This window comes from Streptomyces sp. ActVer (assembly GCF_027270795.1).
In the GTDB taxonomy this organism is placed as follows: Bacteria; Actinomycetota; Actinomycetes; order Streptomycetales; family Streptomycetaceae; genus Streptomyces; species Streptomyces umbrinus_A.
This window is the reverse complement of record NZ_JAPWHT010000187.1, coordinates 1-18,781: the sequence shown is the minus strand read 5'-3', so window position 1 is coordinate 18,781 and position 18,781 is coordinate 1. Positions and strand designations below refer to the sequence as shown.

Annotated in this window: 16 protein-coding genes and 3 pseudogenes; 9 read left to right on the top strand and 10 right to left on the bottom strand. The window is 70.2% G+C overall.

The genetic code is table 11. From position 1 onward, the window contains the following. Positions 1 to 88: 88 nt before the first annotated feature. The 3 genes from O3Q52_RS27665 to O3Q52_RS27655 form a co-directional block, all read right to left on the bottom strand. Positions 89 to 682 (bottom strand): TetR/AcrR family transcriptional regulator, encoded by a 594-nt coding sequence (locus O3Q52_RS27665; protein ID WP_269651436.1) that lies wholly within the window; start codon positions 680 to 682, stop codon positions 89 to 91. 80 nt (positions 683 to 762) lie between these two features. Beyond that, positions 763 to 2,430: a class I adenylate-forming enzyme family protein gene (locus O3Q52_RS27660; RefSeq protein ID WP_269651435.1), complete on the bottom strand. Its 1,668-nt coding sequence runs from the start codon at positions 2,428 to 2,430 to the stop codon at positions 763 to 765. Further along, positions 2,427 to 3,191, bottom strand: coding sequence for an SDR family oxidoreductase (locus O3Q52_RS27655; protein WP_269651434.1), 765 nt, complete (start codon positions 3,189 to 3,191; stop codon positions 2,427 to 2,429). The genes O3Q52_RS27660 and O3Q52_RS27655 overlap by 4 nt, the downstream gene beginning before the upstream one ends. 208 nt (positions 3,192 to 3,399) lie before the next feature. Here O3Q52_RS27655 and O3Q52_RS27650 point away from each other — a divergent pair, with 208 nt between their 5' ends. Both O3Q52_RS27650 and O3Q52_RS27645 read left to right on the top strand, forming a co-directional pair. Further along, complete coding sequence (locus O3Q52_RS27650) at positions 3,400 to 4,665, top strand: DUF1343 domain-containing protein (RefSeq protein WP_269651433.1); 1,266 nt, start codon at positions 3,400 to 3,402, stop codon at positions 4,663 to 4,665. A 108-nt stretch (positions 4,666 to 4,773) separates the two neighbouring features. Further along, positions 4,774 to 6,141: a serine-threonine protein kinase gene (locus O3Q52_RS27645; protein WP_269651432.1), complete on the top strand. Its 1,368-nt coding sequence runs from the start codon at positions 4,774 to 4,776 to the stop codon at positions 6,139 to 6,141. Positions 6,142 to 6,165: 24 nt separating this feature from the next. Here O3Q52_RS27645 and O3Q52_RS27640 read toward each other — a convergent pair whose 3' ends face one another. Beyond that, a complete protein-coding gene (locus O3Q52_RS27640) occupies positions 6,166 to 8,967 on the bottom strand; it encodes a penicillin acylase family protein (RefSeq protein WP_269651431.1) in 2,802 nt (933 codons plus the stop codon). 326 nt (positions 8,968 to 9,293) lie between these two features. On the opposite strand from O3Q52_RS27640, the gene O3Q52_RS27635 reads away from it, so the two are divergent. Further along, entirely contained in the window at positions 9,294 to 9,902 is a 609-nt protein-coding gene (locus tag O3Q52_RS27635; RefSeq protein ID WP_189840104.1) for a hypothetical protein, read from the top strand. Positions 9,903 to 9,947: 45 nt separating this feature from the next. On the opposite strand, the gene O3Q52_RS27630 is transcribed toward O3Q52_RS27635, so the two are convergent. Beyond that, complete coding sequence (locus O3Q52_RS27630; RefSeq protein WP_269651430.1) at positions 9,948 to 10,466, bottom strand: hypothetical protein; 519 nt, start codon at positions 10,464 to 10,466, stop codon at positions 9,948 to 9,950. Positions 10,467 to 10,521: 55 nt separating this feature from the next. Here O3Q52_RS27630 and O3Q52_RS27625 point away from each other — a divergent pair. Then, positions 10,522 to 10,857: pseudogene (locus O3Q52_RS27625) on the top strand (3-keto-5-aminohexanoate cleavage protein); the annotation flags it as partial. Further along, a pseudogene (locus O3Q52_RS27620) lies at positions 10,857 to 11,138 on the top strand (RNA ligase family protein); the annotation flags it as partial. The pseudogenes O3Q52_RS27625 and O3Q52_RS27620, both read left to right, overlap by 1 nt. Before the next feature lie 131 nt (positions 11,139 to 11,269). Here the strand turns inward: O3Q52_RS27620 and soxR are convergent. Beyond that, a complete protein-coding gene (gene soxR, locus O3Q52_RS27615; protein ID WP_269651429.1) occupies positions 11,270 to 11,779 on the bottom strand; it encodes a redox-sensitive transcriptional activator SoxR in 510 nt (169 codons plus the stop codon). A gap of 140 nt (positions 11,780 to 11,919) precedes the next feature. Between soxR and O3Q52_RS27610 the strand changes: the two genes are divergently transcribed. Continuing rightward, positions 11,920 to 12,381, top strand: coding sequence for a MaoC family dehydratase (locus O3Q52_RS27610; RefSeq protein ID WP_269651428.1), 462 nt, complete (start codon positions 11,920 to 11,922; stop codon positions 12,379 to 12,381). Positions 12,382 to 12,482: 101 nt separating this feature from the next. Here the strand turns inward: O3Q52_RS27610 and O3Q52_RS27605 are convergent, their stop codons facing one another. The 3 genes from O3Q52_RS27605 to O3Q52_RS27595 all read right to left on the bottom strand — a co-directional run bounded on the left by O3Q52_RS27605 (position 12,483) and on the right by O3Q52_RS27595 (position 14,711). Then, complete coding sequence (locus O3Q52_RS27605) at positions 12,483 to 13,109, bottom strand: TetR/AcrR family transcriptional regulator (protein ID WP_269651427.1); 627 nt, start codon at positions 13,107 to 13,109, stop codon at positions 12,483 to 12,485. Between the two features lie 102 nt (positions 13,110 to 13,211). Continuing rightward, complete coding sequence (locus O3Q52_RS27600) at positions 13,212 to 13,499, bottom strand: YiaA/YiaB family inner membrane protein (RefSeq protein WP_055612233.1); 288 nt, start codon at positions 13,497 to 13,499, stop codon at positions 13,212 to 13,214. Positions 13,500 to 13,559: 60 nt separating this feature from the next. Beyond that, complete coding sequence (locus O3Q52_RS27595) at positions 13,560 to 14,711, bottom strand: acyl-CoA dehydrogenase family protein (protein ID WP_269651426.1); 1,152 nt, start codon at positions 14,709 to 14,711, stop codon at positions 13,560 to 13,562. A gap of 103 nt (positions 14,712 to 14,814) precedes the next feature. On the opposite strand from O3Q52_RS27595, the gene O3Q52_RS27590 reads away from it, so the two are divergent. From O3Q52_RS27590 to O3Q52_RS27580, 3 genes are all read left to right on the top strand, one after another. Continuing rightward, positions 14,815 to 15,453, top strand: coding sequence for a TetR/AcrR family transcriptional regulator (locus O3Q52_RS27590; protein WP_269651425.1), 639 nt, complete (start codon positions 14,815 to 14,817; stop codon positions 15,451 to 15,453). Between the two features lie 163 nt (positions 15,454 to 15,616). Continuing rightward, positions 15,617 to 16,357: a helix-turn-helix transcriptional regulator gene (locus O3Q52_RS27585; protein WP_269651424.1), complete on the top strand. Its 741-nt coding sequence runs from the start codon at positions 15,617 to 15,619 to the stop codon at positions 16,355 to 16,357. A gap of 148 nt (positions 16,358 to 16,505) precedes the next feature. After that, positions 16,506 to 17,489, top strand: a complete 984-nt coding sequence (locus O3Q52_RS27580) for a DMT family transporter (protein ID WP_269651437.1) — start codon at positions 16,506 to 16,508, stop codon at positions 17,487 to 17,489. Positions 17,490 to 17,502: 13 nt separating this feature from the next. On the opposite strand, the pseudogene O3Q52_RS27575 reads toward O3Q52_RS27580, so the two are convergent. Further along, a pseudogene (locus tag O3Q52_RS27575) lies at positions 17,503 to 18,702 on the bottom strand (MFS transporter); the annotation flags it as partial. Positions 18,703 to 18,781 lie beyond the last annotated feature (79 nt).

The following is an 18,781-nucleotide window of genomic DNA, read 5'->3' as shown; positions in this document are numbered from 1 at the left end:
CCCCGCGCCCCTGAAAGGGGGCGCGGGGAACTGCGCGACCAGCCACGACGAACCCGCACGCACGCCACCAACTCGGCGCCGCCCCGGGCTACGGTCGGAGCGCCCGCAGCAGCAGGTCCGCCAAGTGGTCGGCGACCTCCTGCGGAGGGAGTGGGCCGTCGGGGCGGTACCACGTGGACAGGTGGTGGACGGAACCGAAGTGGTAGTCCACGACCAGGTCGGCAGGGGTGGCCGTGGAGAAGACCCCGGCCTCCTGCCCCTCCTCGATCAGCGCACGGAAGCGCTCGTGGTACCGGCGCCGCTCGGCCCGTACCTGCTTGTTCTTCTCGGGACTCAAGTGGTGCATGGACCGAAAGAAGATCGCCGCGTCGTCAAGGTTGTCGATCGTCGTTACGACGACGTCGGCGGCGGCCCCCCGCAACCGCTCCTCGACAGGCGCGTCCGCGTCGGCGAAGGCGTCGAGCCGCTCCTGCTGAACCCGCAGCACACGCGCGTACACCTCATGGAGCAGGTCGTCCTTGGAGCCGAAGTAGTGGTACAGCGCTCCCTTGGTGACACCGGCCGCCTCGACGATCTCCTGGACCGAGGTGCGGTCGTAGCCGCGCTCGGCGAAGAGCCGGGTGGCGGCCGCCAACAGCCGCCGCGGGACGGGCGTGCCGTCCCCGTCCGTCGTCCTGGGCACTGCCGCCACCTGCCTTCCAGTGTTCTGTGTGGAGTTCTGTTTCCGTGGTCCGCCCGCCGTCACCGGCCACCGACGGCGGTCTACCGACCACCCTCCGACCGTGAACGCAGCTCCCGACGGAGGATCTTCCCACTTGCCGTCTTCGGCAAGTCGGGCAGGATCTCGACCTGGCGCGGGTATTTGTAGGCGGCCAGTCTCTCCTTGCAGTACGCGGCGAGTGCGGCGGGGTCCTCCTCGGCGCCCGGCCGGAGGCTGATGTAGGCCTTGACGGTCTCGCCACGGTATCCGTCGGGCACCCCGACGACGGCCGCCTCACGGACCGCCGGGTGGGTGTAGAGGACGTCCTCGACCTCGCGCGGCCACACCTTGAAACCGGACGCGTTGATCATGTCCTTCTTGCGGTCGACCACGTAGAGCCAGCCGTCCGCGTCCATGAAGCCGATGTCGCCGGTGCGCAGTTCGCCGTCGGGGAAGGTCTCCGCGGTGGCCTCGGGCCGGCGCCAGTAGCCGGGCACGACCTGCGGACCGCGTACGAGGATCTCGCCCTGCTCGCCGAAGGGGACCTCCGCTCCCTGGTCGTCGACGATCCGGACGACCGTGTCGGGCCCGGGCAGACCGACGGCCAGCGTCCCTGAGACGGGGTCGACGGGGGCCTCGCGGCCGGGCGGCACGGAGGCGCAGGGCGCGGTGCACTCGGTGAGTCCGTACCCGTTGCGGATGTACGGCCCGAAGCCCGCCCGGAACTTCTCGACGAGCGCGGGCGGCACGGGCGCGCCGCCGGAGGAGATGTTGACGAAGGAGGAGAAGTGGTCCGGCGTGACGGACGGGTGCGCGGCCAGGGCCATGAAGGCGGTCGAGGGGCCGACGGTGTAGTGGGGCCGGTGTTCGGCGAAGGCGTCGAGGACGACCCCCGACTCGAAGCGGTACGCGAGGACGAGCGTGCCCACGCTGTTGAGGCACGCGGCGAACTGGCAGACCATCCCGGTGATGTGGAACAGCGGCGCCATCGCGAAGTACACGGGCGCCTCGGGCAGCGCGAGGCCGGTCCGCTGCCGCTCGGCGTTGTACATGATGTTGCCGTGGGTGTTGGTGGCTCCCTTGGGGGCGCCGCTGGTGCCCGAGGTGTAGCTGATCAGCGCCACGTCCGAAGGGCCGAGGTCGCGGTCCTCCGGGGCCTTGTGTCCGGCCCTCGCGACGGTGAGCAGGTCGTCGGCGTCCGGCGCCTGCGGCAGCCGCTCGGAGTTCAGCACGCGTGCGTCGCCCCGGGTCTGGAGATCCAGTTCACAGCCGGTGAGCACGACACGTACGGGCGAGTCGGCGGCCGTCTCGCGCAGGTACGACTCCCAGGCCCGGTCGGAGCAGATCAGTGCGGTGACCTCACCGTCCCGCAGGACGTGGGTGACCTCCCCCGACTTGTACATGGGGTTGACGGGCAGGACGGTCGCCCCGGCCTTCCAGGCGCCGAGGACGGCGAGGACGAAGAGCGGGGAGTTCTGCAGCAGGACGGCGACCCGGTCGCCACGCTCCAGGCCACGGGCGGCGAGGTGTCCGGCGACGGAGTCGCTCAGCTCGTCGACCTCGCGGTAGCTGAGACGTCCGTCGAAGTACGTGAGGAAGGTGCGGTCGGGGGCCTCGGCGACGGCCCGGCGCAGGGCGTGCACGGGCGAGTCGGCGGGGCTGACGGGTCCGCGCTGGGCGTCGTTCAGGAGCGCGAGCCACGGCTGGGCCGCGTACAGGGAGGTGGTCACCGGCCGTCCGCCTCCCACTTCTGCTGGATGTGGTTCATGTTCGTCAGCCAGCGGTCGGGGTCGGCGGCCCGCGCCCGGTAGTAGTCGGCGACCTCGGGGTGCGGCAGGATCAGGAAGCGGTCCTCCTCGATCCCCGCGAAGAGGGCGTCGGCGACGTCCTCGGGCTCGATGGCGGTCGGCGCGAGGACGAGATCCCCGGCGCTGCCGGTGCTCGCGAGCATGTCGGTGCGGACGCCCTGCGGACAGATCGCGTGGACCTTCAGACCGCGGTGGCGGTAGGTGAGGGAAAGCCACTCGGCGAAGGCGTACGCGCCGTGCTTGGTGACGCTGTACGGGGCCGCGCCGACCATGGTGAGCAGTCCGGCCGCCGAGACCGTGGAGACGAAACGGCCACTGCCGCGCTCCAGCCAGCCGGGGATCAGCTGGTTGGCCGCACGGACGTGGGCCATCACGTTCACGTCCCAGGCGAGCTCCCAGACCCGTTCGGGAGCCGCCTCCGAGCCTCCGGAGCCGAGCCCGGCGTTGGCGCAGTAGACGTCGACCGTGCCGCCGAGGGCGTCCCGGGCCTCGGCCACGATCGTGGAGGCGTCCCCCGGAACGGCGTTCGCCCCTATCTCCGCGGCAACGGCCTTCGCCTTCCCGGCATCCAGATCATTGACGACGACCCGGGCCCCCTCGGCAGCGAACCGCCGCGCCAACGCGGCCCCGATGCCCCCTCCAGCTCCGGTGACAACCACTCCGGCACCCTGCACGGCTTCCACCTTCGGTCTCCTTCGACACGACGAGATTCAGCTCCACTGCACAGACAGACTAACCAGTCGGTATGTAACGGGGAAGGGCGACGGCAGCATGCCCCTTTCGGGGCGCGGGGACTGCGCGACAAGCCACGACGCACCCGCAGCTTACGAACAACAGCAAGAACCGCTTAGCGTGCTCGTGCCAGCCTTCCGCAATCACGGAGGTCACCACATGCGCCGCCTGTCCAGACGGAGTCTCCTCGCCGCCACGACCGCCGCGGCGGCGTTCTCGGCAAACCCGCCCACCCCAGCCGCAGCCGCCCAGGAACCACAGGAACAAAGAGGCGCCCGCCGCCTACGGACCGGCTTCGAACGCCTCGCCGCGGACGGCTACACCCTCCTCGACAACGAACGCGTAGGAATCGTCACCAACCCGACCGGCATCACCCGGGACGTCCGCCACATCGTCGACGTCATGCACGCGGACGACCGCGTGAACCTGGTGGCCGTCTTCGGCCCCGAGCACGGCTTCCGCGGCACCGCCCAGGCCGGCGGCTCCGAGGGCCGCTACGACGACCCGGCGACCGGCCTCCCGGTCTACGACACGTACCTGAAGAGCGGGCAGCCGCTGGCCGACATCTTCACGGCCTCCGGCGTGGACACCGTCGTCTTCGACATCCAGGACGCGGGCGCCCGCTTCTACACGTACATCTGGACGCTGTACGACTGCATGGAGGCGGCCCGGCTCGCCGGGAAGCGTTTCGTGGTGCTCGACCGGCCGAACCCGGTGACCGGCCGGAGCGCCCAGGGGCCCGTGCTGCACAAGGAGTTCGCGACCTTCGTGGGCCGGGAGCCGATCTCGCAGGCGCACGGGATGACGGTGGCGGAGCTGGCTCGGCTGTTCAACAAGGAATTCCTCGCGGCGCCGGTGCCGCTGGACACCGTGCTGATGTCGGGCTGGAAGCGGTCGGACTTCTACGACGCCTCGGGCCTCCCCTGGGTGCCGCCGAGCCCCAACATGCCGACGCCGGACACCGCGCTCGTGTACTCGGGGACGTGTCTCTTCGAGGGGACGAACCTGTCGGAGGGGCGCGGCACGACCCGCCCGTTCGAGCTGCTCGGCGCGGAAGGGATCGACCGGCGGTGGGCCGCCGAGGTCGGCCGACTCGGGCTGCCCGGTGTGCACTTCAGGGAGGCGTACTTCGCGCCCACCTTCTCGAAGTTCCAGGGCAGGACCGTCGGGGGCGTACAGATCCATGTCCACGACCGGGCCGCGTTCGACCCCGTACGCACCGGGATCGCGCTGCTCGTGACCGCCAAGAAGGTGTGGAGCGGCTTCGCCTGGCGCTCCGACAACTGGATCGACAAGCTGACGGGGTCCACGCAGGTCCGCACGATGATCGACGCGGGTGCGGATGCCGACGAGGTCGTGGCGGCCTGGCAGGGCGAGCTGGCGGCCTTCCGCCGGATGCGCGGAAAGTACCTCCTCTATCGATGAGACATGAGTTCGGGCCGGTCGGACCGCACCTGACGTATGGCCAACTCCCCTCCGCGGCGGGACGATGCCCGCATATGAGCGGGTTACGGGGGCCGAAGGAGGCTCGTCATGGCGGAGCCGGAAGTGGGTGTGACTCCCTACTGGGAGCTGACGTTCGACGCGGACGGGGATGTGAACGCGGGGCAGCGCGACCGGCTGCTGAAGGAGGCGCCGGAGCGGGGCGTCAAGGATCTGATCGTGTTCGCGCACGGCTGGAACAGCGACCGGTCGGGGGCGACACGGCTCTACAGCCGGTTCTTCGAACCGTTCCCCGGACTCGCGCCGAACGCCCGGCTCGGGTTCGTGGGCGTGGTGTGGCCGTCGATGCGGTTCTCGGACGAGCCGATCCCCGACTTCGAGCGGACCGTGACGGCGGCGGCCGTGGGGCCGGCCCTGGACAACGGCACCCGCACCGGTCTGCTGGAGGTCTTCCCCGGCCGGGCCACCCTGGTCGACCAGATGGCCCGGATGCTCGACCAACAGCCTGACGAGGAAGCGGCGTTGGAGGAGTTCGGGCGGCTCGTACGGCTGCTCGTCGAGCTGCACCCAGAGGCGCCGGGAACGGCGTTCGCCGCGGACACCGTGGCCGCGGCCGGGCCGCAGTGCGACCCGGAGATGTTCCTCGGGGACGCGGCGGAGATGTGCCGGGAGTTCGCGCGGGCGCTGGCGGAGGAACGGGCCGGCGCCGACGGCGAGCTCGCGGTCGGAGTCGGTACCCGAGCCGGGGCCGGAGCCGAGGGAGTCCAGGCCTCGTTCGGGCTCCCCCGGGTCTGGGACGGGGCGCATGAACTGCTGCGGCAGGCAACGTACTTCGCCATGAAGCGGCGCGCGGGCGCGGTCGGCGAGCGTGGGCTTGGCCCGCTGGTCGGACGGCTCTCGCAGGTGGCGCCCGGGCTGCGGGTGCATCTCGTGGGGCACAGCTTCGGCGGGCGCCTGGTGTCCTTCGCGCTGCGCGGGCTGCCCAAGGGCGTACGGAACGTGAAGTCGGTGACCCTGCTCCAAGCGGCCTTCTCCCACTACGCGTTCGCGGCCCGGCTGCCGCACGACGCGCGCGGCAGGGGCGTCCTGCACGGCCAACAGGACCGTGTCGACGGCCCGTTGGTCTGCTGCTTCTCGCGCTTCGACTCGGCGCTCGGGACGATCTACGCGATGGCCTCCCGGATGGCGGGCGACAGCAGCTCCGCCGCCGATCTCCGGCTGCCGCGTCTTCTGGGCAGCAAGTGGGGGGCGTTGGGGTTCGACGGAGTGCAGGCGGTGGCGGGCACGAAGGGGTTCGAGCTCGCCGACGCACTGCGGGCGAAGCTGCCCGTGTCGGGGTGCGTGAACATCGACGCGTCCGCGGTGGTGAAACACGGCGGAGCCCCGTCGGGGGCCCACAGCGACATCTGTCACCGGGAGTTGGCCCAGGTGGTGCTGGCGGCGGGCCGTGTCCAGTGACCCGCCGCCTGCTGGAGCCTGTCGTCACCGGTGCGAGGCGAACTCCACGACCTGCTGGTAGGTCGGCCGGTTCTGCCAGCTGATCTTGTTGTGCTTGATGCCGCCCAGCGTGCGCTGGTTGACCGAGTCGGCGCACCACTGGTCGCCGGCCGAGCAGAGCTCGTCGCCCGGGTAGACCTGGGCGGCGGTCTTTGCGGCGGCCTCCTTGAGGCTGTTGATCAGGATGGTCCGGCAGGCGCTGAGACTGCCGCCGCCGCAGTACGGCTTGGCGAGGCCGCCCTCCACGGTCTCACCGAGCACCGCCCGGATGTCCTTGTGGACGTAGCTCCACCAGCCGTACTGGAAGGAGCTTCCGGCGTGCGAGCCGGTGGGCCCGTGTCCGGCCGACGGGGCCTCGTCCACGGGCAGGTTGTTGGTCATGGCGGTGTAGAGGTCGCTGCCGAGACCGGGTTCGAACTCGGCCTTCACCAGCAGCGGCCACCAGGCGTCCAGGATGCGGATCGCCTCGGCGTTGGCGTACGCCTTCGAACCGGCCGAGGTCTCCTTGCGCTTGGCACCGGCCGTCACCCAGTCGGACAGTTTCGTCACGGCCGCAGCGGCCGCCGAGTCGGTGACCGGCGAACTGTTGACGACCTTCAGCAGCTTGGGCAGTACGTCCTCGGCGCGCAGGTCGGCCAGCGCCGCGTCGGCCATCGCCTTGGTGAGCGACGCCCTGGTCACCCCGCCCGCGGTGACCAGCTTCTTCACCCGGTCCTCCAGGAGGTTGCCGCGGTGGACGGAGCCGTTGCCCCAGGAGGCCGTGGTGTAGTCCTTGGCCTGTTTGTTGTTCCAGGAGATGTAGTAGTCCTGGTCGATGGAGTTGGGGTGGGCGGACGCCGGGGTGTAGTCGGCGGTGTTCGTCGTCGGAGTCCAGTTCTTCCACTCGTACGCGGACCGCGCCCAGACGGGGAACTCGGCGTCGACGCCGGTGGCGCGTACCGGGTTGTCGCCGCTGTTGTAGTACGCGGTCTGCTGCGAGTCGGCGTAGAACCAGTTGAAGGTGTAGTTGATGTTCTGCACCGCGCTCTGGAAGGTCTGCGGGCTCTTCACGTAGTCCGGGTCGTTGAGCATCTGGAAGCCGATGATCGAGTCGGCCTCGTGCATGTAGGAGGAGCGCAGGGTGGTGTACGCGACCCGTTTGCCGTCGACCGTGGCGCGGTGTGTCACCGGGCCGTACTTGGTGCGCCAGACCTGCATGCGGTACGAGCCGGCCGCGGTGCCGTCGGCGGTGGTGGGCTTCCAGGCGTTGGTCTGCTCGATCTTCTCCATGGCCGTGCAGGTGCCGCGGTAGAGGTAGTGGGTGTCGTCCTGGCACAGCTCGACCGCGTAGGTGTCGATGATGTCCTGGCCGGAGGTCGTGGCGCTCCACGCGTAGTCCTGGCCGCGGCCGAGTTCGACGTACATGCTCAGGCCCGCGAAGGAGGCGCCGCGGGCGCTGAGGCCGGGGCCCTGGATCTCCTGGAGCATCAGCAGCTGTGGCGCGAAATAGCCGGTCTGCGGTCCGAAGACGGCGATCGGGTTGCCGCTGGCGGTGCGCTTGCCGCTCACCACGAGGGCGTTGGACATACCGCGCTTCGCCGAGCTGAGAGCGCTCGCCGTCGCCGAGGCAGAGGTCTTGGTGGCCGTCGAGCTGGCCGCGCTGCCGGTGCGGTCGTAGACGAGCGGCTCCTGGGTCACCGAGCCGGCGTCGGGCAGGGCCTCGCCCTGCGGGTCGGCCGGCTTGGTCGCGTACGGGAAGCTCTCGCCGTTGTTGACGGTGAGCACGGCCTCGGGGTCGTTGCGCTCGCGGAAGGACTCCCAGACCTTGGTGCCCTCCTCGACGCCGTACTTGGACTGGGCGGCGAGCAGTGAGATGGCGTTGTTGACCTCGCCGCCGCCTCCGGAGCCGAAGAGCGTGCCGATCACGGAGGCGAGGGCGACCAGGTCGGTCTCCTTGAAGCGCTCGATCGTCCCGGCGTTGGTGACGGAGTCCTTGTGGCCGGTCAGGACGTACTCGCCGGGGAAGTAGCGGCCACTGTCGGAGGCGTCGATGTAGGCGTTGATGCCGGCGATGTAGGCCTTGACGTCGGCGAGGGCCTGCTGGCCGCGGGCGCCGTTCGTGGCGACGGCGTTGTCGATCTGGGCCTGCAGATCGGCCTCGGTGTACGGGGCCTGGCGCCAGAACTCCTGCTCAAGGCCCTGGTTGGAGGGGGCGCCGCCCGCGAAGGGTGTCAGTTTGCCGCGTCCGACGTTCCGGAAGACGTCCATGAGCCACAGCCGGTCCTGGGCGGCCGCGTACCCGGCGCCGAACTCCGTGCCGTAGCGGGTGGTGCCTGTGATGTGCGGCACACCTGTCTTCTTGTCGCGGACGATGGTGACGTCGGTGCGTCCGGCGGGCTTCAGGGTCGACTCGACCTGGTCGGCGGGGACCCCGAACGAGGCGTCCCTGAAGAAGTCGTTGATCTTGGCGTCGGTGAGTCCGGAGTAGCCCGACGCGAGGTTGCCGTAGGGCGCGAGCTGGTCGTCCGCGTGTGCGGGCTGGGTGCCGAAGGCCTGGTTCAGGAGGATCTCGGCGAGGGTCGCGTTGCCGTTCTGGCCCGCCGGGAGGATGTCCGAACACCGGCCGCCGCAGTAGTCGTTCGCGGCTGCCGCGGCCGTCGCCGAAGCGGGCTGCGCGGCGGCCGTCTGGGAAAGCGGAGACAAAAGACCGGCAACGAGTGCGCATATGGATGCGCCCTTGAGGAACTTGGTGAATCTGCGGGGAGTTCTCTGTCTGTCGAGGATGGTGCGTGGGGTACGCCGGGGCATGGCTGGCTCCTCGCGACGGGGGTGAGCCGGACGTTACCGCCGGTATCCCCGCGTTTGAAGATGAACATGCGTCACTTTTGGCGTCGGCGGGGCCGGAGGATCCCCCGACGCACCGCCGGCCGCACCGGCCGACGGCGAGAAGCAGACGGTGGACGGCCGAGAACCGTCTGGCGGGTGGTCCGGAATCGCCCGATTGGCGACTTTTTGCCGGTCGCCGAAAAACAGATGGAGCCGAATCGCGTGTCGATACGTCTATTCGGCGACGTCCTTTCGACGACGCCGAAGTGACCGAAGTACAGGTGCAGGTGTGACGGAGGTGCAGGGCGATGGCCGGCTTTCGGAGTCTGGCGAGACAGGTGCGCGACCCGAGGAGCGATCTGGCACTGCGGCGCTATTCACTGCGCAAGTGCCTTGAGAGGTTCGCTCCTTACGGTCACCGGGCGACCTGGGACCATCTGTGCTCCCGGGCCGGGTTCGGCCCCGAGGACCGGTCCCCCGATCCGGCGCGGCTCGTGGCCGCACTGGACGAACTGGAGGAGGCGCGCTCCGTATGGCTCGCCTACGAGGTCGAGTTCGCACAGCGCCGCAAGAAGGAGAAGCACGACGGTCTGCGCAGCCCCGGCAGCGTGGACGACTGGCACCGGCTCACCTGGGGCGGCTTCGGGGTCGCCTGGTGCGACGACCCGCGGGTCCACCCCCATGAGCCGATGGCCGAGGTGCTGCGCCGGCTGATCGCCGCCCTGGAGCGCGAGCCGGGCACCGTCTGCCCGGTCTGCTCGGGCGAGCGCCTCACCTGGAAGTACGACCTGGCCCACGAACCGTCCACGGGCCCGGTCTGCACGGCCTGCGGGATCGTGGTCCCACGGCCGGTTCTCACGCCCGAGGCCCTGGCAGAAGCCAGAAGAGGGCGTCTGTTGGTGTCGGTGGCGAGCTAGGCGTGCCGGGGGTGCGCCGGCGGAACCGCACCCCCGGGCGAGTGGCTACGGCGTCTTGACGTCGGTGTGGATGGCGAGCTTGAACTCGGCGAGCATCAGCGGTGTCGAGACCTTCACGTCCCCCGCGCCGCGCACGGAGATCTTCAGGCCGAGCGGCGCCTGAGGGTGGACGAAGATCTGCCACAGGTAGGTGCGGTACTGGCCGCCGCGGGTGGGTGCGATGTCGGTCGTGGCCGTCGAGTTGTAGCCGGTCGAGAGGTTCAGCGGGTCCCGGACGTAGCGCGCCCGGTATTCGAGTCCGTCGGCGTCCGCCTCCCAGAAGACCATCGCGGACAGTACGCCCCAGCCGTCGTGGCTGGGCCAGATCAGGCCCGAGCGTGCGTCCGGGAACGTCGACGCGCTGTCGCCGCCCTTCGCCGGGTCGTGCATGTTCCAGGGGTCGTACTGCTCCTCCCCCGTCTCGTACGGGAAGCGCACGAGGTGGTACCCGTCGCCGTCGTACGTGATCGTCTGCGCCCCCGTGTGCGCGGCTTCCCACTTCAGCGAGCAGATGGCCAGGCTCATCGCCTGTTCCTCCTTCGATCTCCGGTTGTCAGTGGCGCCTGGCACCATCGGGGGCATGGTGCAGGTGTGTGTGAACGGGGGACGCGGGTCCGGTGACGGTGCTCTCGTGCCGTTGTCGCCGGGGGCGATGGCCGACTCCGCGGCGGAGGCCGTCGCGGTCGGGGCGTCGGACATCCATGTACATCCCAAGTCCCCCTGTGGAGAGGACACACTGTCGCCGAAAGCGGTTGCGGCGACGCTTGAGGAAATACGTTCCCGGGTCGCCGTCCCCGTAGGCGTGACCACCGGCGCCTGGGCCGAGCCCGACCCCGCGGCCCGCGTCGCCCGCGTCCGCGAGTGGACCGTCCTGCCCGACCACGCCTCGGTCAACTGGCACGAGCCGGGCGCCGAGCGGAGATCGACGGCGAGGTCCGCTGGCTGGACGCGACGGAGCTGCTCACGGGCGAACTGCCACTCGTGCCACGGCTCTACGAGGGTCCGTACGACATCGGCCGCGTCCTGGAGTTCGCCTCCGGGCGCGAGACGGTCTCCGGGCAGGGGCTGCATCTGCGCGAGGGTGTCGTGATCAGGCCCGCCACCGAGCGGTACAGCCCGGTGACGGGCGGCCGGGCCGTCGCGAAGGCGGTCAGCCCGGCGTATCTGACACGCAAGGGCGGCACGGAGTACGAGTGAGGAGGGGCCCGGGGCCTCAAGAACCCCGGGCCTCAGCAGCTCCGGGCCTCAAGAACCCCGGGTCTCAAGAACCCGAGGTCCCAGGACCCAAGGCCTGAAGAGTCCGGGGGCTCAGGAGCCCAGAGGCCGCTTCAGCCGCAGTTCCTGGGCTCCTTCTCCGGCTGCTCGCGCTGCTTCCCGGCGCCCGGGCGTTCCACCATCAGGCGGGAGCCGCTCTGCCGCTCGCCGAAGACGTCGTCGGGGTTGGACAGTACGCAGTTCTCCAGCGAGAGACAGCCGCAGCCGATGCAGTCCGTGAGGTGGTCGCGCAGGCGGCCCAACTGCTTGATGCGCTCGTCGAGTTCGGACCGCCAGGCCTCCGAGAGGCGGGCCCAGTCCTCGCGCGTCGGAGTGCGCTCCTCGGGCAGCTCGGCGAGCGCGTCGCGGATCGTGGCCAGCGGGATGCCGACGCGCTGCGCGGCCCGCACGAACGCGACCCGGCGCAGTGCGTCACGGTGGTAGCGGCGCTGATTGCCTGTGGTGCGGCGGCTGCTGATCAGGCCCTTGGACTCGTAGAAGTGCAGGGCCGAGACGGCGGCGCCGCTACGGGCCGACAACTGGCCGACCGTGAGTTCGTGGATCTTCTCGGGAATCTGGGGCACCCCTCGAAGCCTACCCATGCCGTCGGCCTGCCTCGCCCGCCTTCCTTGTCACGCGTCACGCTTCCGGTCCGTTGACAGGGGACCGCAGCCCTACCATGCTAAGCAGTTGCTTAGACATTGCTACGCGGGAGGCCAGGGACATGGCAGAGCCGAGGATCTTCACGTCCGCCGACGAACTGAAGGCGGCGGCGGGTGAGCAGTTGGGGTACAGCGACTGGCTGGAGGTCGATCAGAAGCGGATCGACCTGTTCGCCGACGCGACAGGGGATCACCAGTGGATTCATGTGGACCCCGAGAAGGCCGCGGCTGGTCCCTTTGGGACGACCATTGCCCACGGGTATCTGACGTTGTCGCTGCTGCCGCTGTTCGGGCCTCAGCTGATCAAGGTCGAGGGGGTCAGGATGGGTGTCAACTACGGGACGAACAAGGTTCGTTTTCCCGCTCCGGTGCCGGTGGGGTCGCGGCTGCGCGCGACCGCGAAGATCACCGGTGTCGATGAGGTGCCGGGCGGGGTGCAGGTGTCCGTGGGCTTCACCGTGGAGCGCGAGGGGGGCGACAAGCCGGTTTGTGTGGCTGAGTCTGTGTCCCGGTACTACTTCTAGCGTCTCCGGCTGTGTGTGAGCTGCGGGTCCGTTGTGGCTGGTCGCGCAGTTCCCCGCGCCCCTGAAGGGGCGCCCCTGCGCAGCGCGAACAACCCAGCGGGCTATTTCCTGGCTCCGACCATCCTCAGGACCAGGTCCGCGTAGAGGCTGCCCACCTCTTCCGGTGTCCTCGTGCCGTTGACGTTGAACCAGCGGGCCACGTCGATGCACAGGGAGAGCACCGCGAGGGTGGTGCCCGGGACGTCCGGGACGTCGAAGTCGCCCGCCGCCACGCCGTCCTGGATGATGCCGCGGACCTCGGCGTCGACCTGGCGGCGCAGGGCGATGATCTCGGCCCGGGCGTCCGGGCCGAGCGAGTCCAGTTCGTACTGCACGACGCGTGCGGTGGTGCGCCCCCCGGCGTGCCAGCGGACGAAGGAGCTCACGGCGTCCGCCAGCCGCTCGGCGGCGCTGCCCTCGCCCTGGGCCGCCGTCCGCAGGATCTCCAGGGCCTTCTCGTGGCCGATCCTGCTGATCCGGTGGAGCAGTTCTTCCTTGGTCTTGTAGTGGATGTAGAGCGCGGCCGGGCTCATCCCCGCCCGGCCGGCGATGTCACGCGTCGTCGTCGCGTGGTACCCGCGCTCGGCGAAGGCCTCCACGGCGGCGACGAGCAGCCGCCGGGCCGCGTCCGGGGTGACCTCGGCCCACGGCGGCATCTCCGCACCGGCCGTCTCCTCCGCCGTACTCATCGCTGGTTCGCCCCTTCCACTGGCAGAACGAACACCATACCTCCGATACTGAGCGAGCGCTTAGAGTGCCCGATCAGAGGCGTGGAAAACTGCCTCAGCGCTTCACAGCTTCTCGAAGGGGTCGTGTGCGGCGAGGAGCTTCTCCAGACGGGCCTGGTCGACCCGGCTGACGATCTGCCCTGCCTCCTGACGGTCGCGGATCACCTTGGCGAGGGTGAAGGCGGAGGTGACGAGGTAGAGGACGGCGATCCCCAGGAAGGCGCGCACCCAGGTGTCGGCCTCCAGCTTGAAGATGCCGATGGTGGTCGCGACGACGGCGACGCCGAACGATAGGACCGCCTGGCCGTAGAAGGCGGCGGTGTTCTGCTGCTTGACCGGTGTCTCACTCATGCGCACCAGAGTCGGCCCACGTGGCCGCAGCCACATCCGCTCCCGTACTCAGACGCGTACTCAGAAGGCCGAAATCCCCGTCAGCGCACGGCCGATGACCAGTTTCTGGATCTGGCTGGTGCCCTCGTAGAGGGTCATCACGCGGGCGTCGCGCAGCAGCTTGCCGACCGGGTACTCGTCGATGTAGCCGTAGCCGCCGAAGACCTGGAGGGCGTTGTTCGCGGCGCGCACCGCGGCTTCCGAGGCGAAGAGCTTGGCCTTGGAGGACTCGGTGGCGAACGGCTCGCCCCGGTCGACGAGATCGGCGACCCGCCAGGTGAGCAGCCGGGCCGCATCGACGTCCACGGCGATGTCGCTGAGCAGTTCCTGGACGAGCTGGTGGTGGGCGATGGTCTTGCCGAACTGCTCGCGCTCGGTCGCGTACGTCACGGCGGCGTCCAGCGCGGCCTGGGCGATGCCGACACAGCCGGCCGCGACGGACATCCGGCCCTTGGCCAGCGCGGACATGGCGATGGAGAAGCCCTTGCCCTCGGGGCCGAGCATCGTCGAGGCGGGCACTCGGACGTCCTCCAGGACCAGCTCCGCGGTGGCCTGGCCGCGCAGTCCGAGCTTGCCGTGGACGGTGCGACGGGTGAGGCCGGGGGTGTCGGTGGGGACGAGGAAGGCGGAGACGCCCTTGTGACCGGGGGCGTCGGTCGAGCGGGCGAAGAGCAGCACGACGTCAGCCCAGGTGCCGTTGGTGATGAACATCTTGCTGCCGCTGATCACGTAGTCGTCGCCGTCCCGCACCGCCCTGGTCGAGAGGTTGCCCGCGTCGGATCCTGTGCCCGGTTCGGTGAGGCCGAAGCAGCCGACATACGCCCCCGAGGTGAGCCCGGGCAGCCACTGCCGCTTCTGCTCCTCGCTCCCCCAGGACGCGATGGTCTTGGCGACGAGGCCGAGGGAGACCGAGACGATGCCGCGGACCGAGGAGTCGCCCCGGCCCAGTTCCTCCGTCACCAGGCAGTACGCGAGGTGGTCGCCGCCGGATCCGCCGTACTCCTCGTCGACGGTGAGGCCCAGGAAACCGACGTCGCCGAGCTTCTTCACGATCGAGCGGTCGACCTCCTCCGCCCGGTCCCAGACGACGACGTGCGGGGCGATCTCCCGGTCGACGAAGTCCCTGGCGAGCCGTCGGACGGCGGTCTGCTCCTCGCTGAGCCCCAGGTTCATGGCGAGTCCTCCCGGTCGAAGGCCACGTGACGGCCGCGGCATGACTGCTGCAGCATTAAATTAGCACTGCTAGTTTATGGTTCGCAGCCCTACTATGTGCGCCATGGCCAGACCGCGCAAGCCCCTTCTCAGCACCGACCGGATCGTCGGGGCGGCCCGGACGCTGGTGGACGCCGAGGGCCTGGCCGCCGTCTCGACGCGCCGGCTCGCCGCCGAACTGGGCGTGAGCGGTCCGTCCCTCTACAACCACTTCAGGACGAAGGACCAGATTCTGGAGGCGGTCGCGGACTCCGTGAGCGCGCAGGTCGACCTGTCGATGTTCGAGGACGGGCGCGACTGGCGCACCGCGCTGCACGACTGGGCCGTCTCCTACCGGGCCGCCCTGCGCGACCACCCGAACATCGTCCCGGTCCTGGCCCGCGGCCCCGGCCGCCGCCCGGCCGGACTGCGGCTCGCCGACGCCGTCTTCGGTGCGATGGTCGAGGCGGGGTGGCCTCCGGCGCAGGCCACGTCCATCGGCGCGCTGATGCGGTACTTCGTGATGGGCTCCGCGCTGGGATCGTTCGCCGGGGGTTTCGTGGACGACGAGACCGCGTACGACCCCGCCGACTATCCCCACCTCGGGCAGGCCCATCTCCTCGCCGAACAGCAGGAGAAGATCGACGAACGGGCCTTCGAGACGGGGCTCAGGGCGTTGCTGGACGGGTTGGCGCTGCAGCTTGAGGGATTGCGCGGGGAGTAGGGGTTCCGCATGCCGCTCTTTGTCCGCGGGCCGTATGTGGCTGGTCGCGCCCACGCGGCGGAGCCGCACATCGATACAGCCCCGCGCCCCTGAAAAGCGGGGCTGCGCCCCTGCTCTACATCCTTCGGTGCTCGCCGAACTGTGCGTCGCGCATGCTGGATTCATGACCTCCTCACGTACGGGCCGTACGAGCAGTGCGCGCGCCGAGGCCGCCGGGCTCGCCGCCCTCGCCTCTCTCGTCGCCGACGAGACACGGGCCGGTTTCCTGCTGGCCCTGCTCGACGGGCGGGCGTGGACCGCCGGGGAGCTGGCCCGGCACGCGGGGGTCGCCGCGTCGACGGCCAGCGAGCACCTCGGCAAGCTCGTCGCGGGCGGGCTGCTCGCCGAGGAACGGCAGGGGCGACACCGGTACGTACGGCTGGCCGACGCCCGGGTCGCCCAGCTCGTCGAGGACCTCGCCGCCCAGGTCGCGCCGACGGCCGCCGTACGACCTCGCACCCTGCGTGAGGCGGGCGCGGGCAGCGCGATGGCCCGGGGCCGCACCTGCTACGACCACCTGGCCGGCCGCCTCGGCATCGCCGTCACCGACGCGCTGACCGGCCTCGGACTGCTCCGGCAGGACACGGGGTTCGCCCTCACCGACGAAGGGGTGCGCTGGTTCGACGACCTCGGCGTCCCCCTCGTACGCACCGGACGCCGCCCGCTCGCCCGGGCCTGCCTGGACTGGACGGAGCGACGCCCCCACCTCGCCGGCGTCGCGGGAGCCGCCCTCTGCCGCCATGCCCTGGACACGGGCTGGTGCGTACGCATCGGCTCGGAGCGAGCGGTGAAGGTCACGGACAAGGGCGAACGGGCTCTGGCGGAGCTGTTGGGAATCCAGACGGCGACTCTGCGCGCCCCTTAAGGGGCGCGCGGAACTGCGCGACCAGCCGCACACGGCCCGCAGACACAACACAGCACTACCCCCGGAGCACCCACGCCCCGCGCAGAAGTACACCCGGTCCGAAAACCGCGAGCCCTTTCCCGCAACCCCACCTAGCCTCTGGAAAGTGATGAAGCCTCTCCTCTCCGCCCGCCGCACAGAACTGCTCGCGGCCGGAGCCGCGACAATCACCGTGCTGCTGTGGGCCTCCGCGTTCGTGTCCATCCGAAGTGCCGGCGAGGCGTACGCGCCCGGTGCGCTGGCGCTCGGCCGACTGCTCGCCGGGGCGCTCGTCCTCGGCGTGATCTGCCTGATACGCCGGGAGGGGCTGCCCCCACGCGCCGCCTGGCCGGGGATCGTGGTCTCCGGCCTGCTCTGGTTCGGGCTCTACATGGTGGTCCTCAACTGGGGCGAGCAGAAGGTCGACGCGGGCACCGCCGCCCTGGTGGTGAACGTCGGTCCGCTGATCATGGCGCTGCTCGCGGGGTGGCTCCTCAAGGAGGGGCTGCCGCCGCGGCTGCTCGCCGGGATGGCCGTGTCGTTCGCGGGAGCGGCGGTCGTGGGCCTGTCGATGTCGGGCGAGGGCAGCGCCTCCGTGCTCGGCGTGCTGCTCTGCCTGCTCGCCGCGGTGGCGTACGCGGGCGGTGTGGTCGCCCAGAAGCCGGCTCTGCGGCACGGTTCCGCGCTCCAGGTGACGACGTTCGGCTGTGTGATCGGGGCAGTGGCCTGTCTGCCGTTCGCTGGGCAACTGGTGTCCGATGCGGCCGACGCCCCGCTGTCCGCGACCCTCAACATGCTGTATCTGGGCGTCTTCCCGACCGCCCTCGCGTTCACCACCTGGGCGTTCGCGCTGGCCCGTACGACGGCCGGGAAGATGGGTGCCACGACGTACGCGGTGCCCGCGCTGGTGGTGCTGATGTCCTGGGTGGCGCTCGACGAGGTGCCGGGCTGGATCACGCTCGTCGGCGGGCTGGTGTGTCTGACGGGGGTGGCGGTGTCGCGGTCGCGCCCGCGAACGACCGCCGTGCCAACGGAAGTTACGGCTGCCGCCGGCGCCGGGCCCGTCGCCGCGGCCCCGGAGACGAGTCCGGAGCCGCAGCGCGAGCAGGCCTAGGCGGCCCGGCTTCTCAGCGTGAACGCGCCCTGTCCGCAAGGACCTTGATCGATCCGAGCGCGATCACGGCGAGCCCGATGATGTACGCGGCCACCGACATCGACGTGCCCGTGGTCTCCAGCAGGAGCACCATCACGAAGGGCGCGAGTCCACCGCCGAGCACAGCCGCGATCTGGTAGCCGAGCGAGGCGCCCGTGTACCGCATCTCGGGCGTGAACAGCTCGGCGAACAGGGCGGCCTGAGGCCCGTACATGATGCTGAGGAAACAGCTGGCGACGAACGTGCCGACCGCCAGCCACAGCAGCGAGCCCGTGTCGATCAGCAGGAACATCGGTACGGCCCACAGGGCGATGCCGGCCGCGCCGAGACCGTAGATCCGGATGCGGCCGATGCGGTCGGAGAGCGCGGCGGACGCGGGGATCAGGACGAGCTGGGTGAGGCTCACGCAGAGGGAGACCGTGAGGACGGCGCCGCGGTTCATGTCGAGTTCGCGGGTCGTGTAGTCGAGGACGCCGGTGATCAGGATGTAGAAGGTCGCGGTGTTCACGGCGAACGAGCCGCCCGCGAGGAAGACCGTGCCGAGGTGGCCGCGGAGGATGGTGCGCAGCGGGGAGTTCCGCGCACCGTCGCCTTCGTCTCCCTTGTCCGTTCCCTGTCCCTTCTCTTCCTTCTCCTTCTCGGCCAGGGCCCGTTCGGCCGCCCGGAACTCCGGGGTCTCCTCGACGTGCTTGTGGATGTACCAGGCGAGTACGAGGACCAGCAGGCCGACCAGGAACGGGAGCCGCCATCCCCATGCGGCGAACGCCGACTCGCTGGTGAACGCGCCTGCGAGGAGGAAGACCGAGTTGGCGGTCACCACGCCGATGGGGACGCCGAGTTGGACGAAGCTGCCGTAGATGCCGCGCTTGCCCTCGGGGGCGTACTCGGTGGCGAGGAGCATCGCGCCGCCCCACTGGGCGCCGACGGCGATGCCCTGCATGACGCGGAGCGTGACGAGGAGGACCGGGGCGGCCATGCCGATCGTCTCGTACGTCGGGAGGATACCGATGCCCGTCGTGGCCACGCCCATCAGGGTCAGGGCCAGGACCAGCATGGGCTTGCGGCCTCGTTTGTCTCCGAGGTGGCCTGCAATCACTCCGCCGAAGGGGCGGGCGAGGAAGCCGACCGCGAAGGTCGCGAATGAGGCGAGCACTCCTGCGGAGGAGCTGCCTGCGGCCCGGGTTCGACGTAATTCGGGGGTTCTAGAGGTTCAGCCAGGGTGAACATGCAGGTCGCGGCGCTTCAGTTCGCTG